We start from the raw sequence: 15,639 nt of genomic DNA on the forward strand, positions 1-15,639 counted from the left end.
CTCGGGTGCCACCAGCGACGGTCTGGGCATCACCGCCAGCGACCTGAAATATGTTACCGGCCTGCAGGGCGACCAGACCACCATCACCGGGTTCAATGCCGCCATCGCTTCCTATATGGGTGGCTCGTCCATCGCAGGCGCACCGTCTGTCTTCGGCACCGGCACCGCCTTCCAGGCAGGCACCGCTGGCACGAGCCTGACCGACGCTCTTGGCCTTACCTCCAGCAGCACCGCTGGCGTCAACCCGACGACCAACGTGTTCGAAGGCTCCGGCACCCTCAAGGGTACCGGTAATGTCTCTGACATGATCGCCCAGGTGCAGGCAGCCATCAAGGCCATGACCTTCGTCACCTCGACGCTCGGCGCCAACAGCAACGTCATCAAGAACATGAGCACCTACGGCTCGACCATCTCCGACAACCTGACCAACGGCATCGGCGCCCTGACCGACGCTGACATGTCTGCCGCCAGCGCCAAGCTGACCTCACTACAGACCAAGCAGTCGCTGGCCATCAAGTCGCTGACGATCGCCAACTCGCAGTCGCAGAACATCCTGTCGCTCTTCCAGTAAGAATGACTAAAACCCTCGCCTCATGATGAGGCGAGGGTTTTTCCTTGCCCTTCCTGCTATCCCTGACTGGGTTTTCGAACCGCTTCGGAAAATTATTCTACAGGCCCGCTCAGAACACGCGCCGCGATAACGACAGGCGCCCCGGCCGAATCGGCCCCTGTTCGAAACGTCGCCCATTTCCCCAATGAAAAAACCCAGGTGCCAGTAAAACTGACAACCTGAGCATGCGGCTTGCAACTGCCGTCCTGCCCGCTATCATCCTGACGCGCGCATTGCGTATAATCCGCCTCAGTCAGCGGAATATAGATATTCGCATTCAGCTGCGCCGTGCGGCCATGAATCTGGATCGTCCCATCCACCCCGGATTTTTGTCCCTGCTGCCCGTTATTGGCAACATCGTCAGGTGTGCCTCGCGTCACGATATCGATATATTTCGTCTCGTTATCGGCGCAGACCTCGACAGAAGCAGAGCCTATGGGCTGGGCATCCGCACGCGGTTGGGTGTTCTGAACAAATGCCTGAATCTCGGCAACGCGCACGACACCGGCGGGGCAGCGCATGCTGTCCCCATTGCCACGATAGGTCGTGCCCTCCCCCATCGCAGCGCGCGTCATTGCAGGCGTCGCGAGCGTTATGCCCGCAGACAGAATCACGGTGCTGGCAAGAAGGCGCGCTCTCGCCCGACATTTTCGCGTTTCAAGCACCTGCCCGCCCCTCACTTGTTGTTTGTAACCACATGGCAGGAGCGTATTGGAAATACAGCCTTGCAGTAAGGGCTCTTGCACAGGATAGGTTTAAAAAGCGTCACGATCTAATTGCGGATAAACCCATCGTGCAAAATTTTTCCGAAAATATGAAACCGGTTGCCCGACCGGTTGGATCACGTTACGAACATCAGCGTGAGGCGACAGACCCTGATCGTCACAATTCAGGATAAATCCGGTGCAGGCCCATGATCAGTGACGTTATGACCCGTAGCTTCGACGCATTGAACGCCTATGGCCAGACGCAACGGACGCTGCAGACCAATCTGAACCCGACGGCGAAGAGCGCAGAATCAGAAGACAGCGTGACCAGCTTCAGCAATGTGCTTGGCGACGCGATGAAAAATGCGATCCAGGTCGGCAAGACTGCAGAAACGAAAGCAGCGACCGGCCTGTCCGGCGGGGGTGATCTTACCGATATCGCCACCTCGGTCGCCGAGGCGAAACTCACCTTGCAGACCGTGACTACGGTGCGCGACCGCTTTGTGCAGGCCTATCAGGACATCATGAAGATGTCTGTCTGACACAGGGCCACGATGCAGCCCTCGGTCGATATTCACGAAATCCTGCAACAGAGCCTGTTTGTTGCGGTCAAGATGGGCGCGCCGTCGCTTCTGGCCTCTCTTGCAGCGGGCATTCTGGTTTCGCTCTTTCAGGCCGTCACGCAGGTCAATGAGGCGACACTTTCTTTCGTCCCGAAATTCATTGCCGCCACAGCCGCGCTCATGCTGACGAGCTCGTTTCTTTACGCAACGCTGCACAGCTATGCCATGCTCATCTTTGATCAGATGGTTATCGCCGGGGGATCATGAGGCGAGCCAGCATGATTGGTTCGACACCGCACCAGAGGCTTGCACCGTGACCGATCTCCCGCTGCCCGCTCTCTCTGCGCTGTTCGTCCTGACCCTGTGCCGGGTCAGCGCGCTGGTCATGTCAGCACCGGGCTTTGGGGAAAGCTCTTCACCCATGGTCGTGCGTGCGGGGGTGGCACTCGCTGTGTCGCTTCTGATCATGCCGGTCGAGCAACCGCATCTCATGCCTATCGCCACGGCGATACTGACAAATCCCTCTTTGCTGGTGGTCACGGTCGGCCAGGAGCTGCTGGTTGGTATTTTCATCGGTCTCATCGCGCGTCTGCTGGCCATGTCGCTGGTGATTGCCATGCAGTTCATCGCCACCTTCACCGGGCTGGCGAGCGTGTTGCAGCCAGACCCCGATCTTGGCGCATCGAGTACCGCCATCAGCCATATGGCATCGTCTCTCATCCCCGTTCTTTTTCTCTCGACCGGCTTATATGTTCTCCCCCTCGCGGCGCTGACCGGCTCGTATGACGTCTTTCCTCCCGGCCAGACGCCACTTTTCAACGATATGGCCAAGGCAATCGTCACCACCACTGCGCTCAGCTTCAAGCTGGGCTTTCAATATGCCGCGCCTTTCGTGCTGATTGGCACGCTATGGCCCGCCATGCTGGGGGTGCTGAACCGATTGATGCCCTCCATTCAGGTTTACGGCATCGCCATGCCCGCCCAGCTTCTCGGCGGCGTGCTGCTTATTGCCCTGCTGATCCAGGTGATCACGGGCGTCTGGCAGGAACGTATGCAGGAATCCCTTTCGGAACTTCCGGGCCTTCATGCGCCGCACTGACGCGCCCGGCGAAGTGGCGACGCCCTGATGGCTGAAGACAGCAGCAGCGAAGATCGCACACAGGCCCCTACGGGGCGACGCCTCGCCAAGGCAAGAGAAGAGGGCAATGTCGCGCAATCGCGCGAAACCCAGATGCTGCTCGTTCTGGGGGCCTTTCTTGCTGTCTTCTCCCTGGCTGGCGCCGCATCGGCCACACGCTTCGTCGCACATATGCACGGCCTGATCGAACATTTCTCGACCCCCATCGACGACATGGCCTCAATCGGCTTTGTCATCCGTCAGGCCCTGAATGAAGGGTTTCTCCTCATGGCCCCTCTGGTGGTCGTCAGCTTTGTGGTCGTTATCGTTTTCAGCATGTTCCAGACCCAGTTCCTGTTCAGGCCGCAGGCCCTGACGCCCGATATCACGCGGCTTTCCCCGCTGGCTGGCTTCAAACGCGTGTTCAGCATGCGCAACCTGATCGAGCTACTCAAAAGCCTGGCAAAATTCCTGATTTTCGGCATCGTGCTTTACACCATCGCCTCAGGCACGCTGCATATTGCCCCCGAGGCCGAACGATGGACCCTGCGTCGCCTGACCTACGAGATGATTTCGTGGTTCACCTATGCGACACTCATCATTCTTCTGGTGCAGGCCTTTATCGCAGGGCTCGATGAACTCTGGACACGCTACAGCCGCCTGCAAAAGCTGCGCATGAGCCATCAGGACATCAAGGACGAAACAAAACAGGAAGATGGCGACCCCAAGATCAAGGCAAAGCGGGCCCAGATCCGTATGCGCCGCGCCCGCCAGCGCATGATCCAGTCCGTCAAAAAAGCCACGGTTGTGGTCACAAACCCGACCCATTACGCCGTGGCATTGTCATATGAGAGTTCGGAAGCCGCAGCTCCCAAGATTGTAGCAAAAGGGGCAGACGAGCTGGCCGCCCGAATCAGGGAAGCCGCTCAGGACGCGCGCGTCCCCATCGTCAACAGCCCCCCACTGGCCCGGGGTCTCTATGCCCTGCCGCTGGATACCGAAATCCCGCCGGAATTCTTCAAACCGGTCGCCGCTGTCATCGCCTATGTTATCAAGCTCAAGACGCCACGTTCAAGACTCTAGAAGCCGACCCACGGGTCGAAAGACGCTACGCGCGGCTATCCCTACGAGGTAATCCTGCGAAAGCGGATAAGGCTGCGGGTCAGTTTCTCTGGCGCCCAGTTGGGCATGTGCCGCCAGGGCGTGGTGACGTTGGCGATGTTACCCGAGAGAGAAACGAAACGCTTCTGTTCGGACCCGACCCATTCAGGCACCCAGGCCGTCTCGATCTGGGTGATCCAGGCATTACCCTCAATACGGAAGCGACCGATATACGAAACAAGCGTCTGGAGCAGGGCGGCGCGATCGGCATCGTTGCGGGCAGGCACTCTACCCTCTCCCTCCAGATTGAAGGCGACCCATCCGTCCTGGGTAAAGATGACACGCCCACGCGGTGCCTCACCCATGGCAGGAACCAGACAGGCCGTATCGCGCTCCTCGACGCTATAGGCGATAAGCTCCCAGGTGCCGATCAGAGCCTGACGCAGCGCGTCGCCCGTCACGTCAGTATTGGACGGTTTCTCTGCTATTGTCTCGCCTGCCATCAGATCTGCCCCGCTGAATGTTCACCGTTACTTGTTCCGCAACGTGTTTTATCCCCAATTCCATAGAATTCGCTTCAAGGTTTTTTCAACACAAGATCACGCGAAATCCCGAATCGGGGGGCAGAAGAAAGCAGAAGATGATGCGATATGCCAGTGCGAAGATGCAGACCTGCCCTGCTCTCGCGTTCAGATCAGCCCCTCCAGATGCAAGGCGTTCGTCCTTGCAGCCCGGATCGAGCCCGCCCCGGCCTGCGGTCATCACGCGTGACCGAGAACCGGGACTGGTGGAAAATCAGAAAAATCTCTCTCGTTAATGGCTGATCTTACAGCCTGCCCATCAGGATCAGGACCACCAGAATCAGAACGATCAGCCCGACACCACCGCCTGCGCCATAGCCGGTCCAGGCCGTGCCATACCAGCCGCCATAACCACCGAAAGTGCCGAGAAGCAGGAGCACGATCACAATCAGAACAAGAATATTCATAGCGGGATTCCCCCCAGCGGCAGTCATGATTGCACCGCCGTAGGCCCTACACGCTCGAGAGGCGCGCAGGTTCGCCGAGACCTGAGGCGAAACCCATATTTTAGGTTTGTGTGTTTTTCATATCCCAGCCGTTACAAGCAGCGCAGACACGAAGCAGCAAACGCTGCCCCTCCATCCCGGCAAGAGAAGTAATCCCTCCTGGGATATGGAGTGTCCGGTCACGGGGGCGCTCAGTCGACTCCCGATTCAAAAGTCGGGATAAACCGGTTCCAGACCCCTTCAGCGAGACAAGGACACTCCCTCCCCTCATCGAAACCGATCGTCTCTCGCATGCGTGGCATCCCGCGTCGTCGCTTTCGATACTCTTCACGAGCCTGCGCCACGCACAAACTGCCAGAAGGCCTGCGTCACCGGCGCGAGCCGACCCCCTGACTTTGAACAAGCATCCATTTCGCCATTCCGACCGAACTGGAAACGCCCAACGGAAACAGGAATACCTGCCAGGCTGCTCGGCAAGGCCGCCGATGCGCTCCCTGGAAGGTGGGATAATGGGATCCTGAAGCACTGAACCTGCTCGCCCTCAGGAAAGAACAACGCAAATGATGAATTATGCTCCGAAGGCCTGAGATATGACGATCTCCCCATCGATAATGAGCGATGGTAAATAAGAGAATACAAAAATACTCACTATTGTTCTTGGTTTCATTTTGCAAAAAATACGAACAAAGAACCACATGAAGACTCTAAAAAATACAAACATTTATGAAAAAATATTTATATCATTATTTTAAATAAATTAACCAAATTTTTTATAAATCACGCTTGCGGCTGAATATATATCTCCATGTCACGAGTAACATTGATTACAAACGCCGCCTTTTATCGCCTAAAATCCGTCAGGATTTTGCCATTAAACTGTCGTTAAACTGCGATTGACTCTCATAACGGAATCGTGATCAAGTCCCTGAGCGATGAACGGCCGGGATCATTGGCAACCAGGAAATAATCATCCCTTCCCTCATTGCGACTTCGCAGAACGCCTGCGCCGGACAATCTCAACTTTCGAGGGCGAAATGACGAACAAAACCAGAACAAGATCCTTGCTCACCCTGTTGCTTGCCGGTTCCACGGTCGCAACATTTGCAGGCCAGTCGGCACGCGCGCAGATCAGCCCGGATGCCTTGCGTGAATCGTTACGCGTGGCGCCACGGCCCGGCATGATGCCCCATGGTGGTCGTCTTTTTCCCGGAAGCTCCCTCAATGGTGTCCCCGGGTTTCCGCTTCCGACCGTTCACTCGCAAAAAGCCTATGACCCGCAGGACAGCTTCACGGCCAAATGGACCCGTGCCGATGCCATGCAGATCAAGGCGCATTCCGACACGTCAGTCGCCGCCGGCCAGAACTCTCTGCCGCAGCAACTTGTCATGCCTGATGTTCCGGCCGATTTCCCGGCAACCAACCCCGATGTATGGGTCTGGGACACCTGGACTCTCATCGACAAGAAGGCCAACCAGTTCAGCTATAATGGCTGGGAAGTCATTTTCTGCCTGACCGCTGACAAGAATGCGGGTTATGGCTTCGACGATCGTCATACCCATGCCCGTATCGGCTATTTCTATCGCCGTGCCGGTGTTCCTGCCAGTCGGCGCCCGGCCAATGGTGGCTGGATCTATGGTGGCCATCTGATCCCCGAAGGCGCGCAGGAGCAGGTCTTCGCAGGCACGGATTACACCATCACAGCCGAATGGTCAGGCTCGATGCGCCTGCTTGACCCCACGAGCAACAAGGTTTCGCTGTTCTATACGGACATGGCCTTCAACCGGAATGCGGCAGGTCAGGACATCACGCCCTCGCAGGCAGTGATCACCCAGAGCCTCGGCCAGATTCATGCCGACTTCAACCATGTCTGGTTTACCGGCTTCACAACCCATACGCCGCTGCTGCGCCCTGATGGCGTCCTCTACCAGAACGGCGCACAGAACCCGTATTACAATTTCCGCGACCCGTTCACCTTTGAAGATCCGCAGCATCCGGGCGTGAACTACATGGTCTTTGAAGGCAATACTGCTGGCCAGCGCGGCACGGCAGATTGCACGGCAGAAGACCTCGGCTATCGCACCAATGATCCGCATGCGGAAACGGTGCAGCAGGTGCTCTCGACCGGCGCCTATTACCAGAAGGCCAATATCGGTCTCGCAGTCGCCGAGAATTCCTCGCTCTCGAAATGGAAATTCCTGCCGCCGCTGATTTCCGCCAATTGCGTGAATGACCAGACCGAACGTCCCCAGATGTATATCAAGGACGGCAAATACTACATCTTCACGATCAGCCATCGCACCACCTATGCGGCTGGCGTGGATGGACCTGACGGTGTCTATGGCTTTGTCGGCAATGGCATCCGCAGCGACTTCCAGCCCATGAATTATGGCTCGGGCCTCATGCTCGGCAACCCGACCGACCTCAACGAGGCGGCTGGCACCGATTACGACGCCAACCCGAACCAGAATCCGCGCGCCTTCCAGTCCTACTCGCATTACGTGATGCCGGACGGGCTCGTGGAGTCCTTCATCGATACCGTCGAAGGCCGTCGTGGTGGCGCCCTGTCACCCACCGTCAAGGTTCGCCTGCGGGGCGACGCGTCGGTTGTCGATACGCGCTATGGCAATAACGGCCTCGGTGGCTATGGCGACATCTCGGCCAATCGCGCTGCGATCAATGTCGTGGGATTCATTCAGGATCTGATCAGCCAGAAGACCCTGTTGAGTGCTGATACAAACACGCGCATGCGTTCCTTCCTCAACACAAGCCAGTAACCTCGAACCCGGTCTGCGCGTTACGACGCGCAGACCTTATTTCCCTCGACCTGGCAGGTGACGATGCTGCGGCTTGCTTCCGTTTTCCCACCCTTCACGCTGAAGCTGACACGGATTATCGCAAGGCGGCTCTGCAGTTTCGCTGCGCCACTGGCCCTTGTCGCCCTGTCGATTGCTCCGGGACAGGCGGCACCAGCAACCGATCTCCTGCCCGATACGGCTCTCTGGCGACCAGCCCTGCATTACACGCCCCCCGCCCACTGGATGAACGACCCGAACGGCCCGTTCTTTCTCAATGGCACATGGCATCTCTATTATCAGTACAACCCGGACGGCATGGTCTGGGGACATACCTCCTGGGGTCATGCCACCAGTCCCGATCTGCTTCATTGGCAGGAGCAGCCCGTCGCCCTGCCCGCCACACGAGGCCGTGATATTTTTTCGGGGTCGGTCGTCTATGACTGCGACAATCGCTCGGGCCTTGGCACGGCGGCCTCTCCCCCTCTGCTCGCGCTTTATACCACGGTATTCAGCGGCGATCCCGCCCATCCCGATGGAACCCAGGCCCAGTCTGTCGCCCTGAGTCTCGATCAGGGACGTTCCTTCGTGCCTCATGAGGGCAACCCGGTTCTCACGCTTCATCCTGACTCCCGTCAGTTTCGTGACCCATCCGTCATCTGGTACGCCCCCGGGAAATACTGGGTGATGACAACCGTGGTCGCCGACGCGCAGGTCGTGAAGCTCTACCGCTCGACCGATCTGCTGCACTGGGATTTCCTGAGCGACTTCCAGCCTTCGGGCTATCGCAAGCCCGGCATGTTATGGGAAATGCCTCTCCTCATTCCCCTGCCTCTCGACGGCAACGATCATGATCTGCGCTGGGTCATGATTGTCAGCGTCAATCCGTGGAGCATCGCTGGCGGGTCGGGTGTGCAGTATTTCGTCGGCCATTTCGACGGCACAAAATTCACCCCGGATAATCTGCCACAGGAAGGTGCAGACCCCGCAGCCTATCGCTGGCTCGATCATGGAGCCGATAATTATGCTGCCATACGCTTTGCCAACGCTCCCGATCAAAGCCCGCGCCTGATCAGCTGGATGAGCAACTGGGCTTATGCCGACAGGCTGCCTACCTCACCCTGGCGAGGCCAAATGACATTGCCCGTCAGTCTTTCGCTGCGCAGCGACCATGGCGCGATCACCCTTCAGCAGAACCCCGCGCCCGAATACGAGCGCTTCGCGCAGGCGCATCCGGGTCGGAATTTTACGGCACGGCGTCTCGCTGCCGGGGCAAGCTGGCATCTGGCCATGAAAAGCGGTGTGCAGGACATCGCCGTTACTCTGAAAAGTGCAGGCAAAGGCAAGGCGGGCCTCGTGCTCCGACAGTCGGCAGACGGAAAGGAAGGAACCCGGATCAGCTATGATTTTGGTACGCATCTCCTGACCCTGGACCGCAGCCATTCAGGAAAAACCGGTTTTTCGTCCAATTTCAGCCTTGTTCATATTGCTCAACTGGCGCCACGGAACGATACGATAACGCTTCATATCGTGGTTGATCGCAATTCGGTCGAGCTATTTGCCAACGGAGGAGACCTGCGCATGACAGATCTGATTTTCCCGCAGGAAAACAGCAACGACATGACCCTTTTTGCCACCGGCGCACCCACCCTTGTGGACTCGCTGCATGTTGCAGATCTTGCTCCCTGAAAAGGCGCTCAGGGATGCAAGGGCTGGAAAAGACGCCGCGCCGAGCCAAGCACGCGCTGCTGGTAAGCAAGGTTGAGGGTGAGCGTATGCGAATGATAATTGCCGATCGCCCTCATCAGATCACCATGGGTCTCATTCAGGTAAAGACGCATGATCGCGCCCGCCGCACTGATATTATAACAGGGCTGCGTCAGAAGACGGCGGTAAACGAGCTCGGGCGCGGCATGTGTAAACTGCGCAATCGGCTGCACCCAGCGCGTATTGACCTGCATCAGACCCAGATCATCCGTTCTGTTACTGTTATGATGCACAAGACCGCTTTGACCGTTTTCAACCGCAAGGATGGAAGGCAGGATTCGAGGCGGCAAGTGGTACAGAGACGCAACGAAAATCATGCAGCTGGCATAGGCAACAGCCATGGCCCTTCCTTTTTATATCGGGATCGATTCTGATGCGCTTTTTCCGCACGCTAGCACATTCATGCAAGGCGCAGGCGCCAAAAACCCGCCGCGAGCCCCAGACAGAAGAAGCAGGTTTCACCCTGCTCGAATTGCTGGTTGTCATTGCCATTCTGGGCCTGCTGATCGGACTTGTTGCGCCGGCAGCCCTGCGCCAGCTTGGTGGCGCGCGTAATTCGGTCGCGCATCAGTCCATCCAGCGTCTGGGCGAGGTTCTCGATCTCTATCGCCTCGACATGGGCACGTATCCCAGCACCGAAGAAGGGCTTCATGCCCTGATCGAGCGCCCGCAGGGAGCCGAAAACTGGAATGGCCCCTATCTGAAGGATGGCGCCGAACCCAAGGACCCATGGCATCATCCCTATCTCTACGCAGCCCCCTCCGAACGGCCCAATCATGAGTACGATCTGTGTTCAGGAGGCGCAAAGAACATCACGAATGACCGTTCCTCAATGATCTGCAATCCGTGAGAGCGCCATGATCGCCTTGCCGTCTATCACGACATCGCTCGTCATCTCCTCCCCCTTTATCGGGTCATTCCTCGGTGTGCTGGCCTGGCGCCTGCCCGAAGGGCGGTCACCATTCTTCAACCGGTCGCGCTGTCCGTTCTGCAATGGCGTGCTCAGGGTTTGCGAACTCATTCCGCTCGTGAGCTACGCCGTGCAGAAAGGCCGTTGCCGCCAGTGTCAGGCGCCGATCGACAAATTCCATCCGCTCATGGAAGTCGCTGCCCTGGTCGTGGCCGGAAGTGCCGATCTGGCAACGCGTTTCGACCCGGTAGGCGACAGCCCGATCCACATCATGGCGCAGGGCTGCCTGTTCGGCTGGGTGCTGCTGCTATTGGCGGCTATCGATCTGCGCAGCCATACCCTGCCTGATTATCTGACCCAGCCCCTGCTTGGCGTCGGTCTTCTCTTTGCAGCCCTTCAGGGCAGAACGAATTTCCACATCCACACCCTTACAGCCCTGCTGTCATGGCTCGTCTTCGAGGGGCTGGCGACGCTTTACCGTGCGCTGCGCCATCGCGAGGGGTTGGGCGGCGGCGATGCGAAGCTGATCGCAGCAGGGGGCGGCTGGCTGGGACCTCTTCTTCTGCCCGAAATCATCGGTTCCGCCGCCATCATGACCCTCATCGCGGCGGCAATCAGCACAAAAGGCAGACTGAAAGGCGCCATGAAAATCCCGCTCGGCCCGGGTCTTTCTCTGGCCCTCTGGGGGGGATGGCTGATCGAGACCTCAGGTCTCGCCTATGCCTGACCAGGCACTCGATGCCCTCTCCGCTCTGCTCGTCGAAACCGGACGCTGCGATCGCCGCGCCATAGAGCGCGCCGAACGCGCTGCCGAGCAGAGTGGCGGTCGGCTTGACCATATCCTGCTCCAGCTCGGTCTGGTGTCAGAAGGGCTCATGGCGGCAAGCTATGCCGAGCTGCTGGCCCTGCCTCAGGCTTCTGCCGCACACTACCCGCCAGAACCGGTCCTGTCCGAGACCCTTTCGACGCGCTTTCTGCGCGACGCCCATGTCGTGCCTCTGGGTGTCGAGGGCGATACGCTGCGTCTTGCGATGCGCGACCCGCTCGACAGCTTCACTCCCGACGCACTCGAAGCCGCAACCGGCCTGACGATTGCGCCCCATGTCGCTCTCCCCCTCGAACTTGAGGCCGCGCTCGACCGCCTCTACCCGCGAGACGTAGCCGAACCCTCCAGCGACACCCAGGATGAGGCCCCCCTCGAAGACGATGCCGAGCGGCTGAAGGATCTCGCTTCCGAAGCCCCTGTCATACGCCTCGTCAACCAGATCATCAGCCGCGCCGTCGAGACACGCGCCTCCGATATTCATATCGAGCCCTTCGAAGACAGGCTGCGTGTGCGCTATCGCTATGACGGCGTTCTTCATGAAGTCGAGACGCTTTCAGCGCAGCTCATTCCGGCCGTTCTGTCGCGCGTCAAGATCATGGCGCGGCTCGATATCGCCGAAAGGCGCCTGCCTCAGGACGGGCGTATCAAGCTTGCCGTACGCGGCCATGAAATCGATTTCCGTGTATCGACCATCCCCTCGCTTCATGGCGAAACACTCGTCCTGCGCGTGCTCGACCGCTCCAGCGTGCGCTTCGACTATGCGACACTCGGCCTTTCCGACAAACTTGTCGCCAGATTGCGTGACCTGCTGGCCCTGCCCAATGGTATCGTGCTCGTCACTGGCCCCACAGGCTCTGGCAAGACCACCACGCTCTATACGGGCCTGACCGATCTCAATGCCGTCACACGCAAGCTGGTCACGATCGAAGACCCGATCGAATACCAGCTGGCCGGTATCAACCAGGTGCAGGTCAAACCCCAGATCGGGCTCAGTTTTGCGGCTCTGCTCCGTTCCATCCTGCGTCAGGACCCTGATGTGATCATGGTGGGCGAGATACGCGATGGCGAGACGGCGCAGATTGCAGTGCAGGCCGCACTGACCGGCCATCTGGTGCTATCCACGCTCCATACGAATTCCGCCTCTGCCGCCGTGATCCGCCTGCGTGATATGGGTGTGGAAGACTATCTCATGACCGCCGTGCTGCGTGGCGTTCTGGCACAGCGTCTGGTCAGACGGCTCTGCCCGCATTGCAAGACAGGCCACACACCGCCCGACGCGTTGATCGACCGTCTGGGTCTGCGCACGCTCACCAATGGCGCGCCTGTCACCCTCTATCAGGCGACTGGCTGCCCGCATTGCCGACAGACGGGGTATCTGGGTCGTCTTGCCATCGCTGAGCTGCTCGAACCCGATGAAGCCATCGAAAAGCTGATTTTCGAGCGCGCCGATCATCTGGCCATAGAGCGCGCCGCAATCGCGGCCGGAATGGAGCCGCTTTTCACGGCGGGTCTAAGGGCAGCGCTTGCGGGTGAAACCACGCTTGAAGACGTGACGCGCAGCGTCCGCGCCACGGTCTGAACGCGTGGTAGACTACGCCTACAAGGCCATAGACTCTCAAGGCACCCTGCTGAGCGGATCACTCGACGCCCGGAGCGAAGCCGAGGCGATCGCGGCCCTGCGCCGGCTCGGTCATATCCCGGTAACGCTCGGCCCGGCACGCCCGACAGGACCAGGTCAGATTCTCTCCGGCGTTTCGTTCTCTCTCTCTCGGCGCGACCTGACACGCGGTGAACTGGCCATACTGACGCGTGAACTCGCCGTGATGCTGGGCGCCGGACAGGATATCGACCGTGCCCTGCGTTTTCTGATCGAAACGGCACAGGGCGCACGCCAGAAGACCGTTCTGAACGCCGTGCGCGACCAGCTGCGAGACGGGCGCGCCCTGCATCTGGCGATGGGCGCTTCACCCCGAAGTTTTCCCAGACTTTATCTCGGCATGGTGCGGGCTGCCGAAGCCACGGGCGATCTGGCGCCCACCATGGAGCGTCTGGCGACACTGCTCGAACGCGAACGCGCTCTTGCCAGTACCGTGCAATCGGCCATGATCTATCCGGCCATTCTCACCCTTGCCGCCATCGGTTCGGTCACGCTGCTGCTGACAAAGGTCCTGCCGCAATTTACGCCACTCTTTGCCCAGAATGGCGTCGCCCTGCCTGCCTCGACACAACTCCTGACCGAGATTGGCGCGCTGATTGGCCATTATGGCGTGTTCGGCCTGATCGCAATCGGCCTTCTGGCGCTCGTGGCACGGCTGCTGCTCGCCCGACCCGGGATCAGGCGCGTGGTCGATCGCCTGATCCTGCGCCTGCCAGGCCTCGGGGCGCTGAGCCGTGAAATTCTAGCGGCCCGTCTGGCGCGTATTCTGGGCACGCTTCTGGTCAATGGCGTGCCGCTCCTGACCGCGCTGGGCATCGTGCGGGAGGCTCTGGGTAATCGGGCAGCCATTGCGGCCATCGATGCTGCAACAGACAGCGCCCGACAGGGGGCAGGACTGTCGGCCACGCTCGACCGGACCGGGATCTTTCCACGCAGGCTGATCCATCTGCTGCAGCTCGGTGAAGAAACAGCTCAGCTCGGCCCCATGGCCTTGCGTGCTGCCGATATCCACGAGGAACAGGCCCGGATCGCCATACAGCGCCTTGTGGCCATTCTCGTACCGGCCATCACCATCGTCATGGGGGTGATGGTTGCCGGTATCGTCTCTTCGCTTCTGCTTGCCATGCTGAGCCTGAACGATCTTGCCCAGTAGAGATCATGCCCAGAGCGGCTTCACCCTTCTGGAAATGCTGGTTGTGCTTGCCATCATGGCAGTGCTCGGGGCGCTGCTGGTCGCACATGGCCCCTCCCATTCCGCCCGTCTCGAGCTGCGCAGCGCCGCACGCGAACTCGCTTCGGGTCTGCGCGAGGCGCATATGCGCGCGCTCTATTCCGGCCAGACCCAGATTTTTAGCATCGACCCGGCGCGGCAAAACTATGGTGTTATCGGCACTGTGCCGCATGCCCTGCCGAAAATCGGCTATCTTCCCGTCACGTCGAGCCATTTCGTCTTCTATGCCGATGGAAGCGCCGCCGGCCCGGTCGTGTCGCTTGTCGACGGGCCGAACCGGATTGCCCTGGGGGTCAACTGGCTGACCGGCGCGGTAGAGGCCCGTGGCGGATGAGAGAGACGCCAGATCACGAGGCAGGCTTCACCCTGATCGAGGTGCTGATCGCCTTCATCATCGTCATGCTGTCTCTTGGCGTGCTCTATCGCGGTATGCTCGACGGGGTGGGGGCCACTCACCTGGCCAATGCCACGCATGAAGCCCTGTCACGTGCGCAGTCGCATATGGCGGCCATAGGCCATGGCATGCGTCTGGGGGCTCATGAGCAGAGCGGCGAAGATGGCAGCGGCTTTCGCTGGAAGGTGGTGATGACACCGCAGCAACAGCTTGCCGGTATGGTGCTTTATCATGTCGCCGTGACGGAATCCTGGCCCGACCCGATGACCGGGTCAGGACGTCGTGCGCTCACCCTCACCACGCTTCGCCTCGGCGCCCCGGAAACACCGTCATGAACCGGTGCCGCCGAAAGGAAGCCGGTTTCACCCTGCTTGAAATGCTGATCGCTCTGGTCGTGTTCTCGATCGTCATGCTGGTCCTGCGTCAGGGTTTCGATGCGGCCACGCGCGTTTTCGAGAAGCAACGAACCTCTCTCTCGGCACAGGGCGATCTGGGAGCTGTTGATCGCTTTCTGCGCCAGCTGATCGCCACTGCCGACCCCGGTGCCGGGCAGGAAGGGCCGCTCTTCGTGGGCAGGGCGCATGGTCTGGTTCTGCGCGGCCCGACACCGCACGCCCTGGATGACAGTCCTGAAGCGCGCGCGGACATGCGACTCTCTGTTGATGAGGCACACCGGCTTGTGCTGATCTGGACACCTCACCGACACGTGATCGAGCCCACCCCGCCCCCTCGCACCCAGATCCTGCTCGAGGGCCTCAAGGGCCTCGATTGCAGCTACTACTCAGACGGACACTGGAACACGACATGGTACGGCAACAAACTGCCCCAGCTTGTGCGGCTGCGGCTGCATTTTGCAGAAGGCGATCCACGTCACTGGCCCGATATCGTTGCGGCTCCCCTGCTGGACCCGATGCCATGAGCGCAAAGAATGGCGCTT

18 protein-coding genes are annotated in these 15,639 nt (G+C 59.5%); 14 read left to right on the top strand and 4 right to left on the bottom strand.

The genetic code is table 11. The annotated features are described in order from the left end of the window. Positions 1 to 571: flagellin (locus AA105894_RS01650; RefSeq protein ID WP_267310206.1), on the top strand; the 571-nt coding region annotated here is incomplete at its 5' end. A gap of 92 nt (positions 572 to 663) precedes the next feature. On the opposite strand, the gene AA105894_RS01655 is transcribed toward AA105894_RS01650, so the two are convergent. Beyond that, positions 664 to 1,185, bottom strand: a complete 522-nt coding sequence (locus tag AA105894_RS01655; protein ID WP_267310207.1) for a hypothetical protein — start codon at positions 1,183 to 1,185, stop codon at positions 664 to 666. A 338-nt stretch (positions 1,186 to 1,523) separates the two neighbouring features. Here AA105894_RS01655 and AA105894_RS01660 point away from each other — a divergent pair, with 338 nt between their 5' ends. From AA105894_RS01660 to AA105894_RS01675, 4 genes are read left to right on the top strand one after another with little or no spacing between them, the layout of a single operon-like run. Next, entirely contained in the window at positions 1,524 to 1,859 is a 336-nt protein-coding gene (locus tag AA105894_RS01660; RefSeq protein ID WP_188426822.1) for a flagellar hook-basal body complex protein FliE, read from the top strand. Between the two features lie 12 nt (positions 1,860 to 1,871). After that, positions 1,872 to 2,147: a flagellar biosynthetic protein FliQ gene (locus AA105894_RS01665; RefSeq protein ID WP_188426821.1), complete on the top strand. Its 276-nt coding sequence runs from the start codon at positions 1,872 to 1,874 to the stop codon at positions 2,145 to 2,147. A gap of 46 nt (positions 2,148 to 2,193) precedes the next feature. Then, a complete protein-coding gene (locus tag AA105894_RS01670) occupies positions 2,194 to 2,979 on the top strand; it encodes a flagellar biosynthetic protein FliR (RefSeq protein WP_267310208.1) in 786 nt (261 codons plus the stop codon). Positions 2,980 to 3,006: 27 nt separating this feature from the next. Continuing rightward, positions 3,007 to 4,080, top strand: coding sequence for an EscU/YscU/HrcU family type III secretion system export apparatus switch protein (locus tag AA105894_RS01675; RefSeq protein WP_188426820.1), 1,074 nt, complete (start codon positions 3,007 to 3,009; stop codon positions 4,078 to 4,080). Positions 4,081 to 4,121: 41 nt separating this feature from the next. Here AA105894_RS01675 and AA105894_RS01680 read toward each other — a convergent pair whose 3' ends face one another. Both AA105894_RS01680 and AA105894_RS01685 read right to left on the bottom strand, forming a co-directional pair. Then, positions 4,122 to 4,601, bottom strand: coding sequence for a lipocalin-like domain-containing protein (locus AA105894_RS01680; protein WP_267310209.1), 480 nt, complete (start codon positions 4,599 to 4,601; stop codon positions 4,122 to 4,124). A 323-nt stretch (positions 4,602 to 4,924) separates the two neighbouring features. After that, entirely contained in the window at positions 4,925 to 5,086 is a 162-nt protein-coding gene (locus tag AA105894_RS01685; RefSeq protein ID WP_267310210.1) for a DUF3309 family protein, read from the bottom strand. A 1,073-nt stretch (positions 5,087 to 6,159) separates the two neighbouring features. Between AA105894_RS01685 and AA105894_RS01690 the strand changes: the two genes are divergently transcribed. Both AA105894_RS01690 and AA105894_RS01695 read left to right on the top strand, forming a co-directional pair. Continuing rightward, positions 6,160 to 7,899, top strand: coding sequence for a glycoside hydrolase family 68 protein (locus AA105894_RS01690; protein ID WP_306414302.1), 1,740 nt, complete (start codon positions 6,160 to 6,162; stop codon positions 7,897 to 7,899). Positions 7,900 to 7,962: 63 nt separating this feature from the next. Further along, complete coding sequence (locus AA105894_RS01695; RefSeq protein WP_267310211.1) at positions 7,963 to 9,606, top strand: glycoside hydrolase family 32 protein; 1,644 nt, start codon at positions 7,963 to 7,965, stop codon at positions 9,604 to 9,606. Positions 9,607 to 9,614: 8 nt separating this feature from the next. Here AA105894_RS01695 and AA105894_RS01700 read toward each other — a convergent pair whose 3' ends face one another. After that, complete coding sequence (locus AA105894_RS01700) at positions 9,615 to 10,025, bottom strand: lytic transglycosylase domain-containing protein (RefSeq protein WP_267310212.1); 411 nt, start codon at positions 10,023 to 10,025, stop codon at positions 9,615 to 9,617. Between the two features lie 32 nt (positions 10,026 to 10,057). Here AA105894_RS01700 and gspG point away from each other — a divergent pair, with 32 nt between their 5' ends. Genes gspG through AA105894_RS01735 form a run of 7 tightly spaced genes read left to right on the top strand, consistent with a single transcriptional unit; the run spans position 10,058 to position 15,621 of the window. Continuing rightward, the gene (gspG, locus tag AA105894_RS01705; protein WP_267310213.1) at positions 10,058 to 10,534 is read left to right on the top strand and encodes a type II secretion system major pseudopilin GspG; all 477 of its coding nucleotides are present in this window, start codon (positions 10,058 to 10,060) and stop codon (positions 10,532 to 10,534) included. A gap of 7 nt (positions 10,535 to 10,541) precedes the next feature. Continuing rightward, positions 10,542 to 11,321, top strand: a complete 780-nt coding sequence (locus tag AA105894_RS01710; RefSeq protein ID WP_267310214.1) for a prepilin peptidase — start codon at positions 10,542 to 10,544, stop codon at positions 11,319 to 11,321. Next, positions 11,314 to 12,999, top strand: a complete 1,686-nt coding sequence (locus AA105894_RS01715) for a GspE/PulE family protein (RefSeq protein ID WP_267310215.1) — start codon at positions 11,314 to 11,316, stop codon at positions 12,997 to 12,999. Before AA105894_RS01710 ends, AA105894_RS01715 begins: the two co-directional genes overlap by 8 nt. A gap of 4 nt (positions 13,000 to 13,003) precedes the next feature. Then, on the top strand, positions 13,004 to 14,230 hold the full coding sequence (locus AA105894_RS01720) for a type II secretion system F family protein (RefSeq protein WP_267310216.1): 1,227 nt from the start codon (positions 13,004 to 13,006) through the stop codon (positions 14,228 to 14,230). Continuing rightward, positions 14,220 to 14,642, top strand: a complete 423-nt coding sequence (locus tag AA105894_RS01725) for a pilus assembly FimT family protein (RefSeq protein WP_267310217.1) — start codon at positions 14,220 to 14,222, stop codon at positions 14,640 to 14,642. Before AA105894_RS01720 ends, AA105894_RS01725 begins: the two co-directional genes overlap by 11 nt. Further along, positions 14,639 to 15,037 (top strand): PulJ/GspJ family protein, encoded by a 399-nt coding sequence (locus AA105894_RS01730; RefSeq protein ID WP_267310218.1) that lies wholly within the window; start codon positions 14,639 to 14,641, stop codon positions 15,035 to 15,037. Before AA105894_RS01725 ends, AA105894_RS01730 begins: the two co-directional genes overlap by 4 nt. Next, the gene (locus tag AA105894_RS01735) at positions 15,034 to 15,621 is read left to right on the top strand and encodes a prepilin-type N-terminal cleavage/methylation domain-containing protein (protein ID WP_267310219.1); all 588 of its coding nucleotides are present in this window, start codon (positions 15,034 to 15,036) and stop codon (positions 15,619 to 15,621) included. The genes AA105894_RS01730 and AA105894_RS01735 overlap by 4 nt, the downstream gene beginning before the upstream one ends. The last annotated feature ends 18 nt before the right edge of the window (positions 15,622 to 15,639 follow it).

Origin of the sequence: Asaia spathodeae NBRC 105894, from assembly GCF_025994195.1 — a bacterium.
Lineage (GTDB): Bacteria > Pseudomonadota > Alphaproteobacteria > Acetobacterales > Acetobacteraceae > Asaia > Asaia siamensis.